We start from the raw sequence: 20,798 nt of genomic DNA on the forward strand, positions 1-20,798 counted from the left end.
CCATTTTTGTAAATTAAATTTGCTATTTTAAATTTTATGCGAAATAGCACTAAAAATATTGCTCAAACTTCGAACCCTCTTTTTGTCGGTTTTAAATAGCTGTCCGCTCAAATTTTAAATTTTACAGCAAGCCAAAGGAGTTATTTGAGTTAAATTTTAAAAAAGATTAGCCAAATTTAGCCAAAGACTTTTAAAAATTAATCAAATTTAGTGTAACTTTAGAATTGAAATTTAAAATCAACATAGATAAATTTAGCTTTTAAGATCAAATTTCACACCAAAAAACTCCAAATTTAAAAACAAAAGATCAAATTTAAATTTCCACTCCCCTAAACGCCTCTTTTGCAGCCTTTATATCGGCCTCATCTGGATGCGTTTTGGCTCGCTCCCAGCGCTCAAGTCGCTCAGGCGTCAGGGCAAACCTCGGATCATCAGGCATAGCCTTGCCAAGCTTTTTTAACTGCTCTATCACCTCAGGAGCGATCGCGCCTTGACAGATAAATGTGCGTAAGACTTCGTTGCCATTTTGCGCAAAGAGCTCCCTGCCCTGCTCTATCGCCTGCGTGGCGTGCGCACCTGGCACATCAGCACCCAGCGTTATAAAAAAGCCCATTTTTTTATCTTTTACATTTTGAGTTATAAATTTCTTAAATTCCTTCTCCGGCGAGCCTTGATCGATGTAGTATCCAAGCGCTACGAAGTCAAAGTCATTCAAATTTAGCTCGCCAGCCACAGCGAAATTTAGCGCCTCACAGCCAAGCTCGCTAGCCACAGCCTCTGCTATTTTTCTTGTATTTCCACTTTTTGACGTGTATATCACGATGCTTTTCATAAAAACTCCTTCTTAGAAATTTCCATCACTGCATCTGCGATAGAATTTCCCCAAAATACCCCATCTTTTGTGAAATTTAAAGAGTCGTTTTCTATTTTTAGATAGCCGTTTTCCTCACACCTTTTAAAAAGCCCCATTAGCTCCTCCATACAAGCCTCACTCACAAATTTACGGACACGCTCAAGGCTTATTTGCGGATATTGAAAGAGATTTACAAACCTGTCAAACTCCATCTGCCTAGCGCTCATGCGCCCCATGACTTTCATCTTTTGGCTCATGTTGTAGATGCCAAACTCCCCTAGCCTGCCACCAGCCCCCTTGCCAAGTGGCAGCACGTCGACACCCGCGTGAGAGAGCCTTATGTATTTGTACTGATCCCTGCCCTTTTTGGCGACCTTTGTGTACTCTAAAATTTCATAGTCATCTTGGCTTAAAATTTCATCCAAAAATGCGTGGTGCAGTGCCCTATCGACCTCCACGTCGTAGTAATCCTCACTTATAGTCTTGCTAAGCACCGAGCCCTCCAAAAACTGCAGCGAGTAAAAGCTCGCACTATCGATGTCTAGCTCTCTTACGAATTTGGCGTCTCTTACCACCTCGTCCACGCTCTCATTGGGGTAGTTATATATGATATCCACGCAGAGCATGCCGCTAAATTTCTCGCGCAAGGTGCCTAGGTGCTTTATCGCCCCATCCGAGCTATGCGTGCGGTTTAGCAGCTTTCTGCCAGCCTCGCTAAAGGTCTGCACGCCGATACTATATCGGTTCACGCCAAGCTCGCCTAGAAGCCGAAGCTTGCTTAAATTTAGATTGTGTAGCGTACTTTCTAGGCTAAATTCGCACTCTGGCAGGATATTAAAACTACTCTTAAGCGCCCCTATCACCTGCTCTAAATGCCTCTCTTTTAGTATGGTCGGTGTGCCGCCGCCAAAGTAGACGCTGGCTATCTTTTTGGCTTTTAGATAGTTCGTGGCGGAGTATTTTTCTATCTCGCTTAGCAGAAATTTAGTGTAGTCGTCGAGTTCGTCTTCAAGCTTTGTTCTATTCATCGAGCAAAACGAGCAGATATTGTCGCAAAAGGGCACGTGGATGTAGATAACCCCCTCGTTCTCATCTGGCGCGCTCTCTAAAAATTCCCAAAGCTCATCCTCGCTCACCATATCAGGGCACTTTGATGGGGCTACGCTATGGCCTTTTATGCGTTTGCTAAACATTTGCACGCTCACTTGCCAAGTATCTCAAATAGCGTATTTGCCGCCTCATTTATACGAGGTGTGCCGCGTAAAACAAGGCTTGATGGGACGTTTAAAATTTTAGAGTTTTTAGCTGCGCTCGTTGCTTTTAGCACTGGATTTTGCGCCAAAAAGTCGCTGCCATCCTTTGCGCCGACCACGATGATAAAGTCTGGATTTTGTGCTAGGATAAATTCATTTTGAACGATCGGCATCGTTCCAGCTAGGCCACCTGCGACGTTTTTCATACCGAATTTAGCAAAGATATCGCCAGGCAAACTAGCGTCATTAAAGGCGACAAGCGGAGTTGCTGCGTAGACGCCTAAAATTTTCTTGCCACTTAAATTTGAGCTTTGAAATTTCAAAAAGTCCTGCTTTATCTTAGCCACAAGCTCGCTGGCACGCTCACTTTTACCCGTGATCTCGCCCATTTTTTCTATATTTTTGCAGATATCATCCACGCTATTTGCCTGCATGGTAAGCGTTTTTATGCCAAATTTAGCAAGATCAGCATTTACGCCATCAGAGTGAAAGCTGGTGACTACAAGATCAGGCTTTAGCTCGACTATGCGCTCTAAATTTGGCTTTGTGTATGTGCCAACGCTCTTTAGTTTTGCCGTCTTTTCCTCAGGCCAAATTTTGCCAAATTCCAAAGTAGAAATAGCAGCGATTTGATCCTCCGCCTCTAGCATATAGATCATCTCAACCACCGCAGGATCGAGCACAACAATACTTTTAGCGTTTAGACTAACACCGCTAAAACCAAACAAAAATGCAAAAACTAAAAACAATTTTTTCATAAAATCTCCTTTAAATTTATCATTTCGGTAAGACAAATGGCATATCGTTTTTATATACGATCTCAGCCTTAAGACCGTAAATTTCATCTAAAATTTCTGGCACGTAAAGCTCACTAGCACTGCCCTTATGGGCGATCACGCCGCCTTTTAGCATTAAAATTTCATCACATATCAGCGAGGCTAAATTTAGATCATGAAGCACCGCTATCGTCACTAAATTTAGCTCACGAGTGAGCTTAGAGCAAAGCTTTAGCACATCTATGGCGTGACTTAGATCAAGGGCAGATGTTGGCTCATCAAGTATCAAAACCTTAGGCTCGCTAACCACCGCACGTGCTAGCAGCGCCCTTGCAAATTCGCCACCACTTAGTGAGCTTGCCACCCTCTCTTTAAATTTAGCCAGCCCAAATGTCTGCAAGACCTCGTCCACCAAGGCGATATCATGCTGGCTGTAACCGCTAAAAGAGCTTTTTAGGTGAGCGTACCTACCCATCAACACAAGCTCAAAAACGCTTAAAGGCATCGTAAGTGCGCTTTTTTGTGGCACAAAGCTAGCCGTTTTTGCAAGCTCCTTTGTGCCGTAGCTTCGCACCTCTTTTCCTAAAATTTGCACGCTTCCAGAGCTTGGATGAAGCAAATTTAAGATACATTTTAAAAGGGTTGATTTACCACATCCGTTAGAGCCCAAAAGTCCTATAAATTTGCCACTTTGTACGGTAAAACTAATATCCTTTAATACGCTTGCTTGAGCGTATGAAAAGCTTAAATTTAAAACCTCAACGCTCAATGCACGCTCCTTTTTAGATAAAGTGCCAAAAATAGAAAAAATGGCGCACCAAAAAATGCGCTGATGACGCCAACTGGCACCTCAACTGGGCTTAAAACGCTCTTACCAACAACGTCACAAGCAAGCAAAAATGCCCCACCGCCAAGCGTGGAGAGTGGCAGCAAAATGGCGTTGTTTGAGGTGTTTAGAAGCATCCTAAAAGAGTGTGGGATGATGAGCCCCACAAAGCCTATCATGCCGGTAAATGCAACCGAAAAAGCGACCGTGAGCGAGGCGATAACTAGCAGGCGCTTTTTAAGGGCGTCCACGTCGATACCAAGGCTTTTTGCCTCCTCTTCGCCGCTTAAAAGTATCGTTAGCTCAAAGCGTTTTAGGTAAAAATATATCATGCAAAATATGAGCGGAACAGCGATGATGCCGACCTTTTGCCACGATGCAGAGCCAAGATACCCCATCATCCATGCCACTATCTTAAAGCTATCTTCGCCGATAAGATATGTCGCAAAGCTCGTAAATGCTCCCAAAAATGACGAAAAAGCGATACCGATTATCAGAAGCGTAGCGATAGAGCGACTGCGATTATAAACACTAAAAATGGCAAGTGTTAGCAGGCTTGATGATAAAAAAGCAAAAACTCCGTAATAAATTTCAGATAGTCCAAGCAGATATGCCACCACTGCACCAAATGTCGCAGAAGCAGCTATGCCGATGATATATGGGTCTGCCAAAGGGTTTAAAAATACACTTTGCGTCACCACGCCAGAGCTAGCAAGTAACATGCCGATAAGTAGCGCCATAACAAGCCTTGGTAGCCTAATATCAAGCAATATCGTCTCTTTCATCTCGTCTATTTTGTTGTTAAACATAAAATTTAAGATCTCCTCCATGCTTATATCAGAGCCACCGATACTAAGCGAAATAAACGAGAGAAAAATAATGAGCAAAATAAGCAAAATGGCGAGCTTGCTACTGCTGTGCATAAATTTCCTTTACTACATTTAACCATAAATTTAAATAATCATTAAAAATTTAAAATAATATTGTTAGTTTGTAATTTTAAGAAAATAAGCTTAATTTTCGCTTTATAAATGTTAATGATAATTTTAATCAATTTTAAGAATTGCTTTAGTATTATTTTTCAATTTTAAATTTTATTTTACAAGGAGCATGATTTGAAACAAAGAGCATTGGACCACATGAATAGCGACCATTTGGATATCGTGATCGCGTTTTGTAAGAAATTTAGCGGCGTAGATGAGCCCACAAACGTCAAAATGACCGACATAAACGAAGACGGCATGGAGATCAGCTGCGACCAAGCAACAACATTTGTACCATTTTTAAGCAAAGCAAGCGGCGATGGCTTTAGAGAGTCGATCATTGAGCTTTATATGAGCATAAAAAGCGACACCAACAACTCTAGCGTGCAAAGCGGGATGATGAAATTTATAAACGGCTTTAAAACCGTCGTTATCTCAAGCATACTTGACGGCTCCGCAGTCTCGTCGTATTCGCCTTTTATAAAAGAAAACGATGAGTTTTACATCTGCATCTCGTCAGTTGCGAAGCACTACCACGCGATCAAGCAAAATCCAGACAAAATTTCTCTCCTATTTATTCAAGACGAAAAGGATGCAAAAAGCCTATTTGCCCGCATTAGAGTGAGCTTTGAGGCTAGAGCTGAGTTTATGAGCGAGAGCGTGAGAGATGAGTATATGGCAAAATTTGAGAAAGAATTTGCAAACGAGTCAGCCCTTGCTTTTATCAAAGAGATGAAGGACTTTTATATCATAAAACTAACCCCAACAAAGGGCAGATACGTAAAAGGCTTTGGCGCAGCGTACGACACAGTAGGGCTTCAAGTCGTTGATAGCGGCAGAGTTAATAATCCTCACACTAAAAAATAATCAAATTTGCAAGGCTTTTGTCTTGCAAATTTATCTTTTTTGATTTTATGGTTTTGCTCTTAATTTCAAATGATTACATTTAAAATTTGAAATTTAAATTTCGGCTATAAATACTCGATAGATCGCTTCGCTTCTTTGGCTTGCAAATTTAATACTTTGGCATTTGCGAGCTTGCTTTTAAATTTAGATAGTTTCTAAAATTAAAAAACAAAATCAAATCTCAATACTTTTGCGTTTTTCTTTATGAAATTTAACTTGCCAAAAGCCACAAGCTTCAAAAATAGAGCAAAAACCCATGGCGTGCTTATATAAAAATGCAAAGCTCAACTAAAAACTCGCAAACTACACCAAAAGCCACCAAGCCATACTTTTTAGCAAATTTACTGCACCAAAAACTACGCACTTAAATTTGCGACATATCAAAGAGCAACTGTTAAATTTAAAAGCTAATTTTTTTATATTTTTAAAAATTTTTGAAGTAAAAAGAAGTTTTACCGGCACAAGACCGGTAAAAATTTATTCACCTAGAAGTTTATCTAGTTTTGCAGCCAAGCTCGTAGTATCGTGAGCTTTAGCTAAAGAGGCAGCATGTAGCTTTAAATTTGCTTGTAAATTTTCTTCCAGGCTCTTTGCGATGTCGCTACTATCAAGGTTTTCTATGCTATTAGCATTTGCTACGCTTCTAGCAGCTAGAGCGTTCATACCTCTAAATACAGCGTTTTGTGTCGAGCCGATCTCAGAGCGAAGTGAATTTATATTTTTCAAAATATCGCCTGAATTTGAGCCATCCTCTTTAACATTTAAAAGAGCATTTGTGCTTAAATTTATATTTTTTGTGCCCTCACCTGTGAAAAAGCCAAGCTCTGCGTCAAAAACGTTTTTACCGTTAAATTTAGCCTCTTTTACGCTATCACTCATCGCATTTTTAAGCGCATTTATCTCGCCTTTTATGCCCTTTTGCTCGTTAGCTGAAAGAGCTGGGTTTGAAAGCTTGCTTGATAGCTCACCGATCTTATCAGCGCTCTCGCTTAAATTTAAAAGCGTTGAGTCAGCGATCTGGAGCATGCCGATCATATCGTTTGCATTTGCCATGCCCTCATTTAGGACATTTGTTTGCGAAAGTAAGCTCTCTGCGATTTGCAAATTTGCACCTGATGCTTTGATCTCGCTATTTGCAGAGATGGCGTTTAGCGCCTTTTTCTCGCTATTTTTAGCTTGATCTAAATAATAGTTTCCTGAAGCCTGGTTTGCAGTATAAGTTCCTAACTTCATATCAACTCCTTTTTTAGTAGTTTCGTGATGGATTCTACTATAAATTTCATAAAAAGTTGCAAAAATATTTCTTAAAGCAAAAAATATTATAAAAAGAATTTAGAAAAAAGCCATTTTTCCTAAATTCTTTGCCCTTTTTAGTCTTCTAGTCTAACAGCAATTGATCTTTTATGGGCCGTTAGTCCTTCGGCTTCGGCTAGCTGCATGCATGGTTTGCCAAGGTGCATGATGCCCTTTCTGCTAACCGAGATGATAGAGCTTCGCTTCATGAAATTTTCAACTCCAAGCGGTGAGTAAAATCTCGCACTTCCGCCAGTTGGCAAGGTGTGGTTTGGTCCAGCTAAATAGTCGCCCATCGCTTCAGGCGTGAAGTGTCCAAAAAATATCGCACCAGCGTGTTTTACCTCGTCCATATAGCTCAAAGCGTCGTTTGTAGCGATCTCTAGGTGCTCCACAGCAAGCTCGTTCATCAGTTTAAAGCACTCTTGCAAGTCTTTTGCGACGATGATAGCAGCTTTGTTTCTCATGCTAGCACTAGCGATTGGTTCACGTTTTAGTGTTTTTAGCTCATCCTCTATATGTCTTTGCACTGCCCTTGCGAAGGCCTCCACTGGCGTTATCAAAAAGGCACTCGCGATCTCGTCGTGCTCGGCTTGTGAGAGTAGATCGATCGCTATGTGGCGAGGGTCCGCGCTATCATCAGCGATCACGCCTATCTCGCTTGGACCTGCGATCATATCGATATTTACGTCGCCATAAACTAGCTTTTTAGCAGTCGCTACATAGATATTGCCAGGTCCTGTGATGACATCCACCTTTGGCACGGTTGCTGTGCCGTAAGCCATCGCTGCGATCGCACTTGCGCCGCCTATTTTAAAGGCTGTTTTGATGCCACAAAGATGCATCGCAGCAAGAAGTAGAGGATTTACCTTGCCCTCTGGCGCTGGAGTGCAAACTACGATCTCTTTTACGCCTGCAACGATTGCTGGGATAGCGTTCATAAGAAGTGAGCTAGGATATGCCGCCTTGCCGCCTGGGATATAAAGGCCAGCGCGATCAACTGCGGTGTATTTTGCGCCAAGTAAGATGTCATGCTCGTCCTTATATGTCCAGTCGCTTGGTTTTGTGCGCTCGTGATAGCTTTTTATCCTGTCATGGGCTAAATTTAGAGCTACTCTTAGGGCGTTATCTAGTGAGTTATAGGCTGCTTCCATCTCTTTTACGTCGATTATTATGTCGTTTTTGCTTGTGACATTAAATTTATCAAATTTGCTTATCTGCGAAAAAAGCGCGCTATCGCCATCTTTTTTTATTTCGTCTATGATGCCCGCAACTACTGGCATCACGGCACTCATGTCGTTGTCACTTCGTCTAACAAGCTGCGAAAATCTACTCTCAAAGTCAGCGTCGCTGCTGTGTAAAAATTTCATTTATGATCCTTTATTTTTAGTTTTCTCTCATATCTTTGCTTTTGTGTAATGTTACCTAAAATTCCGCCCTGGTGGATATATAAAATTTCGCTCCCAAATTTGTCTAAATTTGCAAAAAGCGTCATAAAGCCCACTGGGTCGTAAATCAGCTCAAACTCCACGCCACTTTTGCACACTTCAAGCCAAATTTCATAAAGCTCTTTGTATAAATTTCCAAAATGATACTTCTTTGGCGGATTTAAAATTTGCACTTTGCTGTTTTTATCTAGCTCATAAATTTGCTTTTTGAGATAGTCGCTGTCTCCTACGCAAGGGGCTGTAAAAACCCTAAGATCGGTGTGCTTTGCCAGGCAGCATGCGCTTGTGCCAGTGCCTGAGGGCAAGAAAATGTCAGGCCTTATGCCACTTTTTTTGCTCCACTCATTTATCTCGCGTGCCTGCGTGATAAAGCCAAGCTCAGCCTCACTCTGCGCCACGCCCTCGTTTATAAAAAGTGCGTTTTGGCTATTTGCTAGCTCTTTAGCAAATTTCTCACGCTCTTCTTTTACAAAAATTTCCATGCCATTTTCAAGTGCAAATTTGAAATTTCCAACTGGATCTTGCTCTAAATTTGAGCTTAGATGAGAGACAACGTAGTAAAATTTAAGTCCTTTTAGTTTGGCAAAAAGACTTAGGCTATACATCGCATTTGACTGGCTTGAGCCGTGAGATACGATGGCTTTGATGCCGCTAAGATCGGCCTTTAGAAAATACTCTAGCTTTCTTGCTTTGTTGCCGTTAAACTCGCCTAGCAGATCGTCCCTTAAAAGCCAAAATTCTCGCCCTCTTAAGCGAATTTTATCAATCACCCTTAAACTCCAAAAATTTCTCTATCTCGTTGATAGCCTCTTTGTTTGAGAGTGAAAATTTGATCTCTATACGCCTTGAAGCGTCCTTGTCCTCGGCTCCGTCTTTAAAAACTAGCTCGTTGTAGCTTCGCCCACTTGCGACAAGCAGTTTTCTAAGGCGAGCATCGTCGCTAAATGAGTTTATAAACTCCATCACAGCGTAGGCTCTTTTTTGCGAAAGCTCTAGGTTATAAATGTAGCTTCCGTCGCTATCTGTAAAGCCCTCTATGACGATCTGGTCGATGTTTGAGGCGATCTCTTTATCATTTAAAAGCACGTCAAAATACTTACTAAGTGTGGCCTTTAACTCCTCTTTGACCTCTTCTTTTAAGACCGCACTGCCCTTGTCAAAAAGCACTGAGGAGCTAAGCTTTAGCGCGCCTGAGTTTGGGTCGATCTCGATGCTAGATCCTAGCCTATCTTTTAGGGCGGAGATCACTTTTACTCTAATGCCAGTTAGGTTTTTGACCCTGTCACGAGTGACATTTAGATCCCTTAAAAGCTCGTCATATCTAGCCTCTTTTTTGCTCACCTGCTCGAGCAAAAAGGCGATCTTGGCTAAATTTTTCTCGCCGCTTGTATTTGCATCGCTAAGCGCTCTATCTTTTGATAAAATTTCATCATTTAGCACGATCATTTTTTGGTTTAGATCAAAAATGCTAGCATTTAGCTCTTTTATGCTCGCATTTGCGTCCTTATTTTCGCTTATGAGCTGGGCTAGTTTTTCTTTTAGGGCGTCTATTTGGATGACAAAAATTTCATTTGATTTTTTTAAATTTATGTTTTCGTCACTTATCTTTGAAAGCTCGCTTTTTAGGGCGTCATTTAGCTCTTCGAGGGTGAAATTCTTGCCCTGAGCGTCTTTTAAATTTGCTAGTGCTGCGATGATGGCTTGCTCTTTATTTTCAAGAGTGTTTTGAGTTAGGACGTATTTTACGACGACAGCGCCTATTAGCAGCATAAAAACAAAGAGCAGACCTGCCATCAAGTCTGCGTACGAAACCCAAAAGCTCGATTGATCCTCGTTATTTTTGTTTATTTTCATTGCACTAGATTTTCGATTTTTTCTATTACAGAATTTGCTTCTTTGTCGATCTCATCTATGTTCTTCTTAAGCTCAGCAATGAGGCTCTCGCGCTCTTTTTCACGCTCCAAGCTCCTGCCTTCTTGCTCGTAGGCTGCCTTAAATATCGTTGCACTCTCCACAAGTGAGGCTCTAAATGCCTTTAACGCCTCGTTTTGCTCTTTCATCAAAGAGAGAGAAAATTCTTTTAAAATGGCATCAAAACTCTTGATAGTCTGCTCAAATTTTAGCTGGCTCTCTTTTGTGGCGTTTAAATTTCTGCTAAAAATCTCGCCAAGCTTTGCATGCTCGGTTAAAATTTTAACCTCCATATCTTTAAAGGCGTTAGAAAATGCGCCAACTGCCTTTAGTATATCGGAGTGGATCTTTACAAATTCATCTTGTTTTAGCCCAGATTCATTTAGCATTTTTAAACTTGCGCTAAGTTCTGCTTTGCTTTGATTGATGATATTTTTTTCAACCTCGCAAAGCTCTTTTAGAGTGTTAAATTTCTCATTTGTCTGCTCGCTTAGCTCTTTTATAAATTTATCATCAAGCACCATTTTAAAGGCATCGTGACTATCTTTAAAGTAGCCTACACTTGCTTTCATGAAATTTGCATTTAGCTCATTTTCTTGCCAGAAAAACTCACGGCTTAGCTCTTTTTGCTCGCTATAAAATTTCTCAAATTTACTAATGCCGATCTTTTCAAAAAACATCCACCAAAGCGCTAAAAATATGCCATATATCGATACATAAAACGCCGTAGCTACGCCGTTTAGCAGTATAGCGATCTCTTTTTCAAGTCCGTTTGCGGTGCTTGAGCTAAAGCTTGGCATGGAGATAGCGATGCTGATAAATGTGCCCAAAATTCCAAGCATAGGAAAGACTGCTTGCCCGATGTTTGCCAGGTTGTCATTTCTAAAATTTCTTGTGTAACTCTCAAAAAAATCTTCAAATTTTGCGTTTGCCTTTTTGACGCTTGAAATTTCAAATAGATGAGTGATGATAAATTCTTTTAGCCTTATCTTGTAGTCTTTGGCATTTGCTAAGAAATTTGAGTAGGCTACCAAGGCGCTATGGCGTGAAAATATAAATGCCACAAAAAGTATAACGCCCATCATCACGATGGTATGAAGCTTCATCTGAAAATTTATAATGCCAAGATACGCTAGTATCGCCAAGATGTAGATAGCTAAAGGGATAAAGATAACTTTAAAAAAGACAAAGAAAGAGTGAGCTTGGCGCTCCTTTGGCACGCTTAGCTCACTAAAATCATTTTGATTTTGCATAGGATTAGTTCCTATTTAGGCAGTTTAAATCGCTAAAAGCAGTCTGAAGACGCTTAACCATGCTCTCCTCGCCACTTCTTAGCCATTTCCTTGGATCGTAGTATTTTTTATTTGGCTTATCCTCACCCTCTGGATTGCCGATCTGCCCTTGCAAGTACGCTCTATTTTTAGCCTCATACTCGCGCACGCCGTCCCAAAATGCCCACTGCGTATCGGTATCGATGTTCATCTTGATAACGCCGTAGCTCACAGCATTTTTGATATCTTTTAGCTCACTGCCGCTACCGCCGTGAAATACAAAATTTACTGGCTTGTCGCTTTTTGTATTAAATTTCTTAGCGACGTAAGCTTGTGAGTTTTTAAGAATTTCTGGTCTTAGCACGACATTGCCCGGTTTATAGACACCATGGACGTTGCCAAAACTAGCTGCGATGCTAAATTTATCGCTTATCTTGCTTAGTCTTTCATAAGCAAGCGCGACGTCCTCTGGCTGGGTGTAGAGAAGCGCGTTATCAACGCTTGTGTTATCTACGCCATCTTCTTCGCCACCAGTGACGCCTAACTCGATCTCAAGGCTAATACCAAGCTCGCTAAGCTCTTTTAGATACTTCTCGCACGTGCTTAAATTTTCGTTGATATTCTCTTCACTAAGATCAAGCATATGAGAGCTAAAAAGTGGCACACCGTGAGTTTTTTTATACTCATGGCTTGCTTTTACTAGCTCATCTATCCAAGGCAAAAGCTTTCTAGCAGCATGGTCAGTGTGTAAGATGACTGGCACGCCGTAAGCACGAGCTAGCAAATGAACATGCTTTGCTCCAGCGATCGCACCAAGAACGGCTGCGTTTTCGCAGGCTTTACCAGCGTAAAAACCTGCACCGCCATTACTAAACTGAACGATAACAGGCGAGTTAGCAACCTTTGCCGCTTCTAAAACAGCATTTACTGAGTCGCTGCCTACGACATTTACAGCAGGTATTGCAAAACCTTGCTCTTTGGCATAAGCATAAAGTTTTGTTACATCATCTCCGCTTAAAACACCAGGTTTTACGATATCTAAAACGCCCATTTTATCCTCCAAATTTTATTTGTATTCTATCTTTGCTTTTTGGCGTAGAGCTTCACTTTTTTGTCTAACAGCAGCTTGGAATTTCTCCATTTTTACAGCTTGCTCGATCTCTGGTTTTGCCTGTTCAAAGCTTACAGTACCAGCAGCTTTGCCATCTTCTTTTAAGATAACATGGTAGCCAAACTGAGTTTTAACTGGTTTAGTTGAAACTGTGCCATTAGCCATTGAAAATGCTGCGTCTGCAAAAGGTTTTACCATTTGGCTTTGACCAAACCAGCCAAGCTCGCCACCGTGTGCTGCTGAGCCTTTGTCGATTGATTTTTGGCTTGCTAGCTCTGCAAATTTCTTAGTTAGAGCCTCGCCTTTTAAATTTTTAAGTTGAGCGATGATGTCGTTTGCTGTTTTTTCATCTTCAACTAAGATATGTCTTGCTCTTGCTTGAGCTGGTTGGTTCATGCTAGCTTTGTTTTTGTTATAAAAATCTCTTAAATCGCTATCGCTTACTTTTATACCGTCAAATAGTTTTCTCATATAAAGCTCAACTGCGATGCCTTCTTGTGCAGCTTTTACAGCCTTGATGTAATCAACATCTTTTTCAATGCCTGTTGCTTTTGCGTCTTTTAAAAGAAGTTTTCTGTTGATTAGATCGTCGATTATACGTTTTTTCTCATTTGGCTGAAGCTTGCTAGCGTCAAAACCTGGCATAGCTGCTGATAAAAGCGCTGAAATATCGCTGTCGTTTATAGCGTCACCATCTACTGTTGCAACTACTGCTGCATTCAAACTGATAGCTGTCGCTAAACTCAAAACTGCTGGAAATAAAAATTTTTTCATACAAATCCTTTAAAAAATTGATTTTCAGGCACGATTATAGCAAATAATGCGCTAACTTTTCATTTAATATGTAATTTTAGGTAAAATAGCCAAATGAGAACAAAAAAAGATATTTTAGAGATAAAAACACGCCTTTTGGCCGAATTTAAGGACGCAAAAAGCGAGCTTCAGTTTAGAAATTTATATGAACTTCTTGTCTGCGTCATGCTCTCAGCTCAGTGCACAGACAAAAGGGTAAATTTGATCACCCCTGCCCTATTTGAAGCATATAAAGACGTTTTTGAGCTAGCTAGTGCAAATTTAGCCAGTCTAAAACTGATGATAAACTCATGCAGCTTTTTTAACAACAAAGCCATAAATTTGATCAAAATGGCAAACAGTGTGGTTGAGCTTTATGGCGGAGAAATTCCACTTGATGAAGAGAAGCTAAAAGCCCTTGCTGGAGTTGGGCAAAAGACCGCTCACGTCGTGCTTTTAGAGGCTACAAATGCAAATGTAATGGCTGTTGATACGCATGTTTTTAGAGTATCACACAGGCTTGGTTTAAGCAGCGCAAAGACGCCAGAAGCGACTGAGGATGATCTAAGCCGTGCCTTTAAAACCGACCTTGGCAAGCTTCATCAAGGCATGGTTCTTTTTGGGCGCTACACCTGTAAGGCTAAAAAGCCACTCTGCCACGAGTGCATATTAAGTGATCTTTGTAAGAGCAAGGATAAGGTGATATAGAAAAATTTGCTAGAAATTTCTAGCAAATTTTGTTTTTATGAGTTATACTTTTTAACGATACCGCGAACGACTTTTTCTATAAAAAGCGCAGAGGCGACTTCGCAGTGCTCTCTTGTAGAGTGAGGTGAGTAGATGTTTGGTCCTATTGAACATGCACTAAGACCTGCTTTTTTCTCCAAAAGCACTCCACACTCAAGTCCAGCATGCACGGCTGTTATCCTCGCATTTGGCTTATAAATTTTAAGCTCTTCTAAGATGTCGTTTGCAAATTTATCATTTATAGGCTTCCAAGCTGGGTTTCTATCTTTTGAAATGACGTTAAAACCAACTGCCTTTGCAAGCTCAGAAATTTCAAATTCCATTCTATTTAGGCCGTCTTTGCTCATAGATCTTGCGAAAAATTCCACCTCAAGCGTGCCGTCGTCTTTGATCTTTGCCAAAGAGAGATTGACACTATCTTGCGGTATGCCTAGCTCGCAGTTATAGGCCCTTACGCCTTGTGAAAATGAGTTGATAAGAGCTAAAATTTTCTCGCCATTTTCTAAAATTTCATCTCTTACGCCAAGCTTTTTCACGCTTAAATTCTCACACTCGCTCTTTAGCTCCTTATCGCTTAGAACTAGTGCAGTTGCGCTACTTGGGATAGAGTTGCTTCGCTCGCCACCTTCAAATTTAACAAGCTTGCAGCCATTTTTAGTCACAAATGCCGCCAAAACCTTGATCGCATTTGGGATATTTTTATGTATCTCGTTGCCAGAGTGTCCGCCAGGTAGGCCGCTTACTTTTACTTCGTAAAGCGTGCTCTCTTTTGTCTTTTTGCTTTCTAGCGAGATAGTAGCAAATAAATTTACACCGCCAGCGCAGCCGATAGTTACGCGGTCGTCCTCTTCGCTGTCTAAATTTAAAAGCTTATCGGCTTTTAGATCGCCGCTAAAGCCAGCAGCTCCGACCATGCCGACCTCTTCGTTGTTTGTAAAGAGGCACTCTATGTCGTCAAATTCGCTTATCATCTGCATCATTATAGCCACGCCTATGCCGTTATCAGCGCCTAAAGACGAGTTTTTAGCTCTCATGTAGCCATCATCGCCATAAACGATCTCGATCTTTGGCGCATCGCCCATGCAGACCATATCGTAGTGGCTTTGCAAGCAAATTTTTGGCTTGCCCTTAAAGGCATGAACGTTGCCAAAGCTATCGACCACGACCTCACAGCCCTTGTCTTTTGCATAGCTAGCCAGAAAATCACGCATCTTGTCAGTATCGTAACTGCAGTGCGGTATCGTCGCAAGTGTCTCAAATTTCGTTAGAACTTCGCTCTTTGACATATTTGCCTCCTTTAAATTTATTTTATCTCGCCCTTATAGCCAGTCGCATCGACCGCCTTTAAAAGCTCTTTTTCATCGACCTTATCATCTGCTACAACGACAGCTTTTCGCTCTTTTAGCGATACGTCTGCCTTTTTTACGCCCTTAACGCTAAGTGCAGCCTTTCGCACTATCGCTGTGCAAAGCGGACAGTGCATGCTAGGCACTGAAATCTCTATCGTTTTCTCAGCGTAGCAACTAAGTGCAAGAATGGCTAAAACTAAAATTTTACGCATAAATTTCTCCTAAAAGCTCCGGATATGTAAGGAGTAAAAGCAAAATCACTCCAAAAAGTATATATATAAGTATCCATTTTTTCTTTTTATAGCTTAGGTTGCAGCTTTTTGGCTTGTAAAATAGAGCCACACCTGAGATCACAAAGCAAATGACAGCCACGACGCTTAAAGGGACGCGGTACTCGTATAAATTTTGTGTCCAAGATAGAAATGAAAAAGATGTGCCAAAAAGCAAGAAAAGAAGTGCCGGCAAGCAGCACAAGGTAGCGCCGATAGCACTACCTATGGATGTTAGTATCAGCCAAAAGGCTCTCATTTTAGCTCTGTTGATACGTAGTCGTAGCTAAATTCTTTTGGCGAATAATAATTTTGCGTGTTGCCATCAACCTCAGCGTATGGATAGCCAAAGTTGTTTAGCGGAGTTTGCTCTGGAGTTGGCTTTAAGATAAAGTCGCGGCCGTAGTTAAAGCCTATCCAGCACATCTCCCAGTTGCCAAAGCAATAATCCCTAATAGCTACGATCTTAGCGTCGTCGTTTGTTAATTTCTCGCCCAGTCTTACCTTTGTGACATCAGCTGGATCAACCGGTATCCAACCATAGCCTTTTAGGTAAAACTCAGCCCTGCAGTGCTGTCCGCCTGAAATTTTAGCCACGCCGTCTTTTGCGCTACCCATTTGGTCTGAAAATCTAGACTGACCAACTCTAATGCCAAAAATTTCTCTTGCTGGGATGCCAACTGATCTGCAAAGTCCCACAAAAACTGAGTTTATGTCGGTGCATTTGCCAACTAGCTTGCCACTTTCAAGTATGGCTTTAACATCGCCAGTACCACATCCAAGGACGCTGTTATCACGCTGCATAGTGTTTGCAACCCACGTATATATCGCTTTTGCACGCTCCAAATCACCTTTAGTATTGCCAATAATCTCAAGCGCTTTTGCTCTTACGACGCCATCTGTTGGGATGTGTGAAGTTGGTTTTAAAAACTCCAAAATCGCAGGATCAAGCTTCTCGTTTGGATCATAATTTACCTTGCTAAAGTCGGTATTGCGCTCTGTTGTTTGGATCTTAAACTGGATATTTAAAATAGGTCTTTGCTCATTTTCTTCAAATTCGCCATACATTGTTGGTATTAGCGTGTCTGAGATATAGACGTTTTTAGCGGTTGTGTTTATGACGTAGTCTTGAGTTAGTTGCTGATAAGTGGTGCTTAGTGGGAGTGGCAGCCAAATTCTCGAGCTTTTGCCCTTTTCAAGAAGCAGATGTTTGAAATTTACGTCAAAATTTCTAACTACTGGGTTTGCTGGCTCGTCGCTAGCTAGAGTGACACTTGGAAGCAGACTTGCTGCACCTAAAAAACTACTGAATTTAAAAAAATCTCTTCTTTGCATAAAATGCCTTTTGCTTAATCTTAGCCAAACTTGGCTCTAAAACTGCCTGCTATTCTAGCATAAAATTTTTATTTATGATAAAATCCGCCACATGAAAAAGATTATATTTTTAGGCTTTATAGCGCTATTTTGCAACGGTTGTCTTTATATGAATGAGCGTGGAGTTTCGACTCAATATTATAATGATTGTAAAGAGTATTATGACGCGACTGGCACCTACCAAAAAGAGTGTCCGCATAACATCGTAGACTGGAAATAGCGTGGATCTTAGCAAATTTAACGAGCAGCAAAAGCAAATTTTAAATAAAATAGAAAATTTATCAAATTTTGATTGCGAATTTAGCCTCTCTGATAGTGTAAATGTCAAATTTAAAGAGCTGAGCGCTGCAAGCAAAGATGAAATTTACAACCTCGCCCTTAGCCTAAAACCTTGGCGAAAAGGGCCATTTTTACTTGATGATATATATATAGATAGCGAGTGGCAAAGTTTTATTAAATTTAATATCCTAACGCCACATCTAAATTTAGCTAACAAAAGTGTGGCTGACGTGGGTTGCAACAATGGATATTATATGTTTAAGATGCTTGGGTACGGCCCAAAAAGCATAACTGGCTTTGACCCTAGCGTGCATACATATTTACAGTTTAAGTTTTTAAATAAATTTATCCGCTCAAATATCAACTATGAGCTTCTTGGGGTAGAGAGCTTGCCAGAATACGCAGCGAAATTTGACACTATTTTTTGCCTTGGTGTCATCTACCATAGAAGCGATCCTATAAAGATGCTAAAAGAGCTAAAAGGCACGCTAAATCCTGGCGGCGAGCTATTTTTAGATACGATGTATATAGATATGGATGGCGACTTTGCACTTAGTCCAAAAGATAGGTACTCAAAAATTCCAAATATCTACTTTGTGCCAACGCTTAGTACGCTTCAAAACTGGTGCGAGAGGGCGAAATTTAAGGACTTTACCCTGCTTGATACAAAGGCGACTGACCTAAACGAACAGCGAAAAACGCAGTGGATAGATGGAGAGAGTCTTTCAAATTTCTTAGACCCAGACGATAATACAAAGACCATCGAGGGCTATCCAGCACCAAAAAGAGCCTATGTAAGAGTTAAAATTTAAGGATAAATATGGCAGATGAAAATATTTTTGAAGCAAAAGATGAATCACAAATAATCCTCCCAGAGGACGAAAACCCGCTAAGAAACGAGATAAAAACAGCTCCTTTAACAAAGCTAAATTTTAGTGGAACGGCATTTTTACTTGAGAAAAATCACGCAAAAACTAGATTTTTTACCACGGCTGACATGGTAAGTGACGCTGAGGGGCTCATACATAGCGGTTTTGTCTTTATGGGGGCTAACTACGCAGCACTTTTAGCTATAAATGAAGAATTTTGTGTTAGCATCGGTGCTAGGATAAATTTCTTTGGACCGCTCAAACTTGGCGATGTGGTCGAATTTGACGCACAAGCAAGGTTTGAAGAGAGCAGAAAAAGAGAGGTAAAAGTGATAGGCTACGTAAAAGAGATCAAGGTCTTTGAAGGTGTCTTTCAGCTGGTCACGCTCGAAGAGCATATCTTTGTCACTCAGCAAAAAAATATCCAAAAAGAAGCCGCCATAAGACAAAAGAAAGAGCGCGAAGAGGCGCAGGCCAACAGATAAGGCGAACGTGATATAATAGCAGTTAAAATCAAAAAAGGAATGATATGCCAAAATTAGACGAAGCAAAAGAGAGATTAGGATTGTTAAAGTTTTGGCTAGGTATTTTTGTTGCAACTTTTATAGCTATTGGCGGATGGTGTGCTACTAATTATAAAATTTTCCAAGATACAATTCCTCTTTTTATTTTGGCTGCATTCGCTGAGATAATTTTATTATCACTTATAAAATATACGAATAGTAAAATTAAATTGATATTGAAAGAAATTAGAGATTTAAAGAAATAGGAGTTTTTATGTTAGGTTATATTCTTGTTGCAATATTCGTTTTTGGTCTTATTTTTATAGGTTACTCCGCGTTAAATTCTATAAATATAAATGAAAACTAAAAGCTCAAGTAATTTTACTATTCAAAAAATACATAAATTTTTAATTTTTTAAAGATAAATCTTATCTCATTATCTTACTTTGGTAAATGATCGGTAACAATTTTTTTAAATTTTAGTGAAATTTAAGCTATAAAATTAATTTTCTATGATAATATCCTGTCAAAACATTTTTATCAAAAGGAGATTTAGATGAAACTTACAAAAGTTAGCTTAGCTGCTTTGGTTGCTTTAGGTGCATTTTCAAGTGTTGCAAGTGCAACTCCACTTGAAGAAGCTATAAAAAACGTAGATCTTTCAGGATTTGCAAGATATCGTTATACAAATGATAGTACTAAAAATTCAAAGGTCAATAATACTGTAAAAGGTAGCAACGCTGGCCATGTGTTTAGAATGCAAACAGCATTTAAAGCTGCAATAGATGATAACTTCTTTGGTGTTTTAAATTTAAGATATGAAGCGACAGATGGCTCAGGAGATAATGCAGGAGCTGGCACAGACAAAACAAATACAACTGGAACATTTGGCGTTTATGAGATGTATTTAGGTTATAAAGCTGGCAATACTACCGTTACAGCTGGTAAACAAAAATTAGGCACATTTTATGATGCCAAAGATGTGGCAGGCACAGGTATAAAAGTAATAAATACCGATGTCCCAGGTCTTACTCTAGCAGCAGCAGCATTTGATGCAATAGACAATGCTGCAGAGATAGACATTGATCCTGCAACTGGACTAGCAAAAAAAGATGCGTTTGGCAATACTAAATATAAAAACGTTAGTCCAGACATTAATGGTCCATTACTAAAAATGCTTGGAACTGGTTTGAGTGATATCGCTGGTAATATTTATTACTTAGGTGCAATTGGTAGCTATGATCCAGTAGCGTTTAAAGTTGCTATTGCAAATGTTCAAGAGGCTGCTACACTTTATGGTGCTGAAGCTGGTGTTAGCTTTAATGCTACTGATGATGTAAACCTAAACTTAAAAGGTCAATTTGTTCATAATGACTCAGATCACAAATATATAGCTGATGCAAATTTCTGGGCGGTTCAAGCTGGTCTAAAAGCATTTGGTGCTAAATTTAACGCTGGTTATTTGGACTTTGATGCTAAAAACAAAAATAGTGATGCAAAAAATAAAGACAAAGTTTCATTTGTAACACTTGATGGAAACGGCGATCTAATCAATCCAGCAAAAATCCTAAATGGTGTGATGGCTGGTGGAGCACAATACTACAACAATATTAAAGGCAACAACGACTACTGGTTTGTTAATGCTGGATATGATATAGATAAATTTGGCTTTGGTGCTGGATATACTCAAGGTAAAGGTACAAGCTATGCGCTTGGCAAAGAGAGAGCAAAAAGAAACGAATGGTCTCTTGATGCTAGCTATAAATACAGCAAAAAACTCACATTCCTTTCTTGGTATGCAGCTGCTAAAGACAAAAAAGACGGCGAAAGCTACAAACAAGATCGTATCAGATTTGAAGCAAAATATAGCTTCTAAAAACATTTATCCGAGCGAGCTTTCGCTCGGATCTTCTAGACTTCTCAATACTTAATCAAAATCAGCAAATATAACCAATAAAATTTATATAATGCCAAACAAAAAAGGC

23 protein-coding genes are annotated in these 20,798 nt (G+C 40.2%); 7 read left to right on the forward strand and 16 right to left on the reverse strand.

What is annotated here, in order from left to right; genetic code table 11:
- Nucleotides 1-313: 313 nt before the first annotated feature.
- From CYP26_RS03075 to CYP26_RS03095, 5 genes are read right to left on the reverse strand one after another with little or no spacing between them, the layout of a single operon-like run.
- Complete coding sequence (locus CYP26_RS03075; protein WP_103630327.1) at nt 314-832, reverse strand: flavodoxin family protein; 519 nt, start codon at nt 830-832, stop codon at nt 314-316.
- Nucleotides 829-2,046: a radical SAM protein gene (locus CYP26_RS03080; protein ID WP_103630420.1), complete on the reverse strand. Its 1,218-nt coding sequence runs from the start codon at nt 2,044-2,046 to the stop codon at nt 829-831. The genes CYP26_RS03075 and CYP26_RS03080 overlap by 4 nt, the downstream gene beginning before the upstream one ends.
- A gap of 8 nt (nt 2,047-2,054) precedes the next feature.
- Nucleotides 2,055-2,864, reverse strand: a complete 810-nt coding sequence (locus tag CYP26_RS03085; RefSeq protein ID WP_103630328.1) for an ABC transporter substrate-binding protein — start codon at nt 2,862-2,864, stop codon at nt 2,055-2,057.
- Nucleotides 2,865-2,883: 19 nt separating this feature from the next.
- Complete coding sequence (locus tag CYP26_RS03090; RefSeq protein WP_103630329.1) at nt 2,884-3,651, reverse strand: ABC transporter ATP-binding protein; 768 nt, start codon at nt 3,649-3,651, stop codon at nt 2,884-2,886.
- Nucleotides 3,648-4,631: a FecCD family ABC transporter permease gene (locus CYP26_RS03095; RefSeq protein ID WP_103630330.1), complete on the reverse strand. Its 984-nt coding sequence runs from the start codon at nt 4,629-4,631 to the stop codon at nt 3,648-3,650. Before CYP26_RS03095 ends, CYP26_RS03090 begins: the two co-directional genes overlap by 4 nt.
- A 192-nt stretch (nt 4,632-4,823) precedes the next feature.
- Between CYP26_RS03095 and CYP26_RS03100 the strand changes: the two genes are divergently transcribed.
- Complete coding sequence (locus CYP26_RS03100) at nt 4,824-5,558, forward strand: HugZ family heme oxygenase (protein ID WP_181000848.1); 735 nt, start codon at nt 4,824-4,826, stop codon at nt 5,556-5,558.
- A 516-nt stretch (nt 5,559-6,074) separates the two neighbouring features.
- On the opposite strand, the gene CYP26_RS03105 is transcribed toward CYP26_RS03100, so the two are convergent.
- From CYP26_RS03105 to CYP26_RS03135, 7 genes are all read right to left on the reverse strand, one after another.
- Nucleotides 6,075-6,830, reverse strand: a complete 756-nt coding sequence (locus tag CYP26_RS03105; protein ID WP_181000849.1) for a flagellin — start codon at nt 6,828-6,830, stop codon at nt 6,075-6,077.
- A gap of 137 nt (nt 6,831-6,967) precedes the next feature.
- A complete protein-coding gene (hisD, locus tag CYP26_RS03110) occupies nt 6,968-8,260 on the reverse strand; it encodes a histidinol dehydrogenase (protein WP_103630332.1) in 1,293 nt (430 codons plus the stop codon).
- Nucleotides 8,257-9,108: a pyridoxal-phosphate dependent enzyme gene (locus CYP26_RS03115; RefSeq protein WP_103630333.1), complete on the reverse strand. Its 852-nt coding sequence runs from the start codon at nt 9,106-9,108 to the stop codon at nt 8,257-8,259. The genes hisD and CYP26_RS03115 overlap by 4 nt, the downstream gene beginning before the upstream one ends.
- On the reverse strand, nt 9,101-10,192 hold the full coding sequence (locus tag CYP26_RS03120) for an OmpA family protein (protein ID WP_103630334.1): 1,092 nt from the start codon (nt 10,190-10,192) through the stop codon (nt 9,101-9,103). Before CYP26_RS03120 ends, CYP26_RS03115 begins: the two co-directional genes overlap by 8 nt.
- The gene (locus CYP26_RS03125) at nt 10,189-11,502 is read right to left on the reverse strand and encodes a MotA/TolQ/ExbB proton channel family protein (RefSeq protein WP_103630335.1); all 1,314 of its coding nucleotides are present in this window, start codon (nt 11,500-11,502) and stop codon (nt 10,189-10,191) included. The genes CYP26_RS03120 and CYP26_RS03125 overlap by 4 nt, the downstream gene beginning before the upstream one ends.
- 4 nt (nt 11,503-11,506) lie before the next feature.
- Complete coding sequence (gene fbaA / locus CYP26_RS03130) at nt 11,507-12,571, reverse strand: class II fructose-bisphosphate aldolase (RefSeq protein ID WP_103630336.1); 1,065 nt, start codon at nt 12,569-12,571, stop codon at nt 11,507-11,509.
- A 15-nt stretch (nt 12,572-12,586) separates the two neighbouring features.
- Nucleotides 12,587-13,405, reverse strand: a complete 819-nt coding sequence (locus tag CYP26_RS03135) for a peptidylprolyl isomerase (protein ID WP_103630337.1) — start codon at nt 13,403-13,405, stop codon at nt 12,587-12,589.
- 93 nt (nt 13,406-13,498) lie between these two features.
- Between CYP26_RS03135 and nth the strand changes: the two genes are divergently transcribed.
- A complete protein-coding gene (nth, locus tag CYP26_RS03140; RefSeq protein ID WP_258031385.1) occupies nt 13,499-14,131 on the forward strand; it encodes an endonuclease III in 633 nt (210 codons plus the stop codon).
- Between the two features lie 35 nt (nt 14,132-14,166).
- On the opposite strand, the gene CYP26_RS03145 is transcribed toward nth, so the two are convergent.
- Genes CYP26_RS03145 through CYP26_RS03160 form a run of 4 tightly spaced genes read right to left on the reverse strand, consistent with a single transcriptional unit; the run spans nt 14,167 to nt 17,123 of the window.
- Nucleotides 14,167-15,456, reverse strand: a complete 1,290-nt coding sequence (locus CYP26_RS03145) for a M28 family peptidase (RefSeq protein WP_103630338.1) — start codon at nt 15,454-15,456, stop codon at nt 14,167-14,169.
- Nucleotides 15,457-15,473: 17 nt separating this feature from the next.
- On the reverse strand, nt 15,474-15,731 hold the full coding sequence (locus CYP26_RS03150) for a heavy-metal-associated domain-containing protein (protein ID WP_103630339.1): 258 nt from the start codon (nt 15,729-15,731) through the stop codon (nt 15,474-15,476).
- Nucleotides 15,724-16,047: a hypothetical protein gene (locus CYP26_RS03155; RefSeq protein ID WP_009294140.1), complete on the reverse strand. Its 324-nt coding sequence runs from the start codon at nt 16,045-16,047 to the stop codon at nt 15,724-15,726. Before CYP26_RS03155 ends, CYP26_RS03150 begins: the two co-directional genes overlap by 8 nt.
- Nucleotides 16,044-17,123, reverse strand: coding sequence for a transglutaminase-like domain-containing protein (locus tag CYP26_RS03160; RefSeq protein ID WP_103630340.1), 1,080 nt, complete (start codon nt 17,121-17,123; stop codon nt 16,044-16,046). Before CYP26_RS03160 ends, CYP26_RS03155 begins: the two co-directional genes overlap by 4 nt.
- A gap of 91 nt (nt 17,124-17,214) precedes the next feature.
- Here CYP26_RS03160 and CYP26_RS10240 point away from each other — a divergent pair, with 91 nt between their 5' ends.
- The 5 genes from CYP26_RS10240 (at nt 17,215) to CYP26_RS03180 (ending at nt 20,689) form a co-directional block, all read left to right on the forward strand.
- Complete coding sequence (locus CYP26_RS10240) at nt 17,215-17,382, forward strand: hypothetical protein (RefSeq protein ID WP_002942642.1); 168 nt, start codon at nt 17,215-17,217, stop codon at nt 17,380-17,382.
- Nucleotide 17,383: 1 nt separating this feature from the next.
- A complete protein-coding gene (gene cmoB, locus CYP26_RS03165; protein WP_103630341.1) occupies nt 17,384-18,253 on the forward strand; it encodes a tRNA 5-methoxyuridine(34)/uridine 5-oxyacetic acid(34) synthase CmoB in 870 nt (289 codons plus the stop codon).
- Between the two features lie 8 nt (nt 18,254-18,261).
- The gene (locus CYP26_RS03170) at nt 18,262-18,795 is read left to right on the forward strand and encodes a thioesterase (RefSeq protein ID WP_103630342.1); all 534 of its coding nucleotides are present in this window, start codon (nt 18,262-18,264) and stop codon (nt 18,793-18,795) included.
- Between the two features lie 44 nt (nt 18,796-18,839).
- Nucleotides 18,840-19,079, forward strand: a complete 240-nt coding sequence (locus tag CYP26_RS03175; protein ID WP_035142306.1) for a hypothetical protein — start codon at nt 18,840-18,842, stop codon at nt 19,077-19,079.
- Between the two features lie 290 nt (nt 19,080-19,369).
- A complete protein-coding gene (locus CYP26_RS03180; RefSeq protein ID WP_103630343.1) occupies nt 19,370-20,689 on the forward strand; it encodes a major outer membrane protein in 1,320 nt (439 codons plus the stop codon).
- Nucleotides 20,690-20,798 lie beyond the last annotated feature (109 nt).

Source organism: Campylobacter concisus (genome assembly GCF_002913225.1).
Classification (GTDB): Bacteria; Campylobacterota; Campylobacteria; order Campylobacterales; family Campylobacteraceae; genus Campylobacter_A; species Campylobacter_A concisus_J.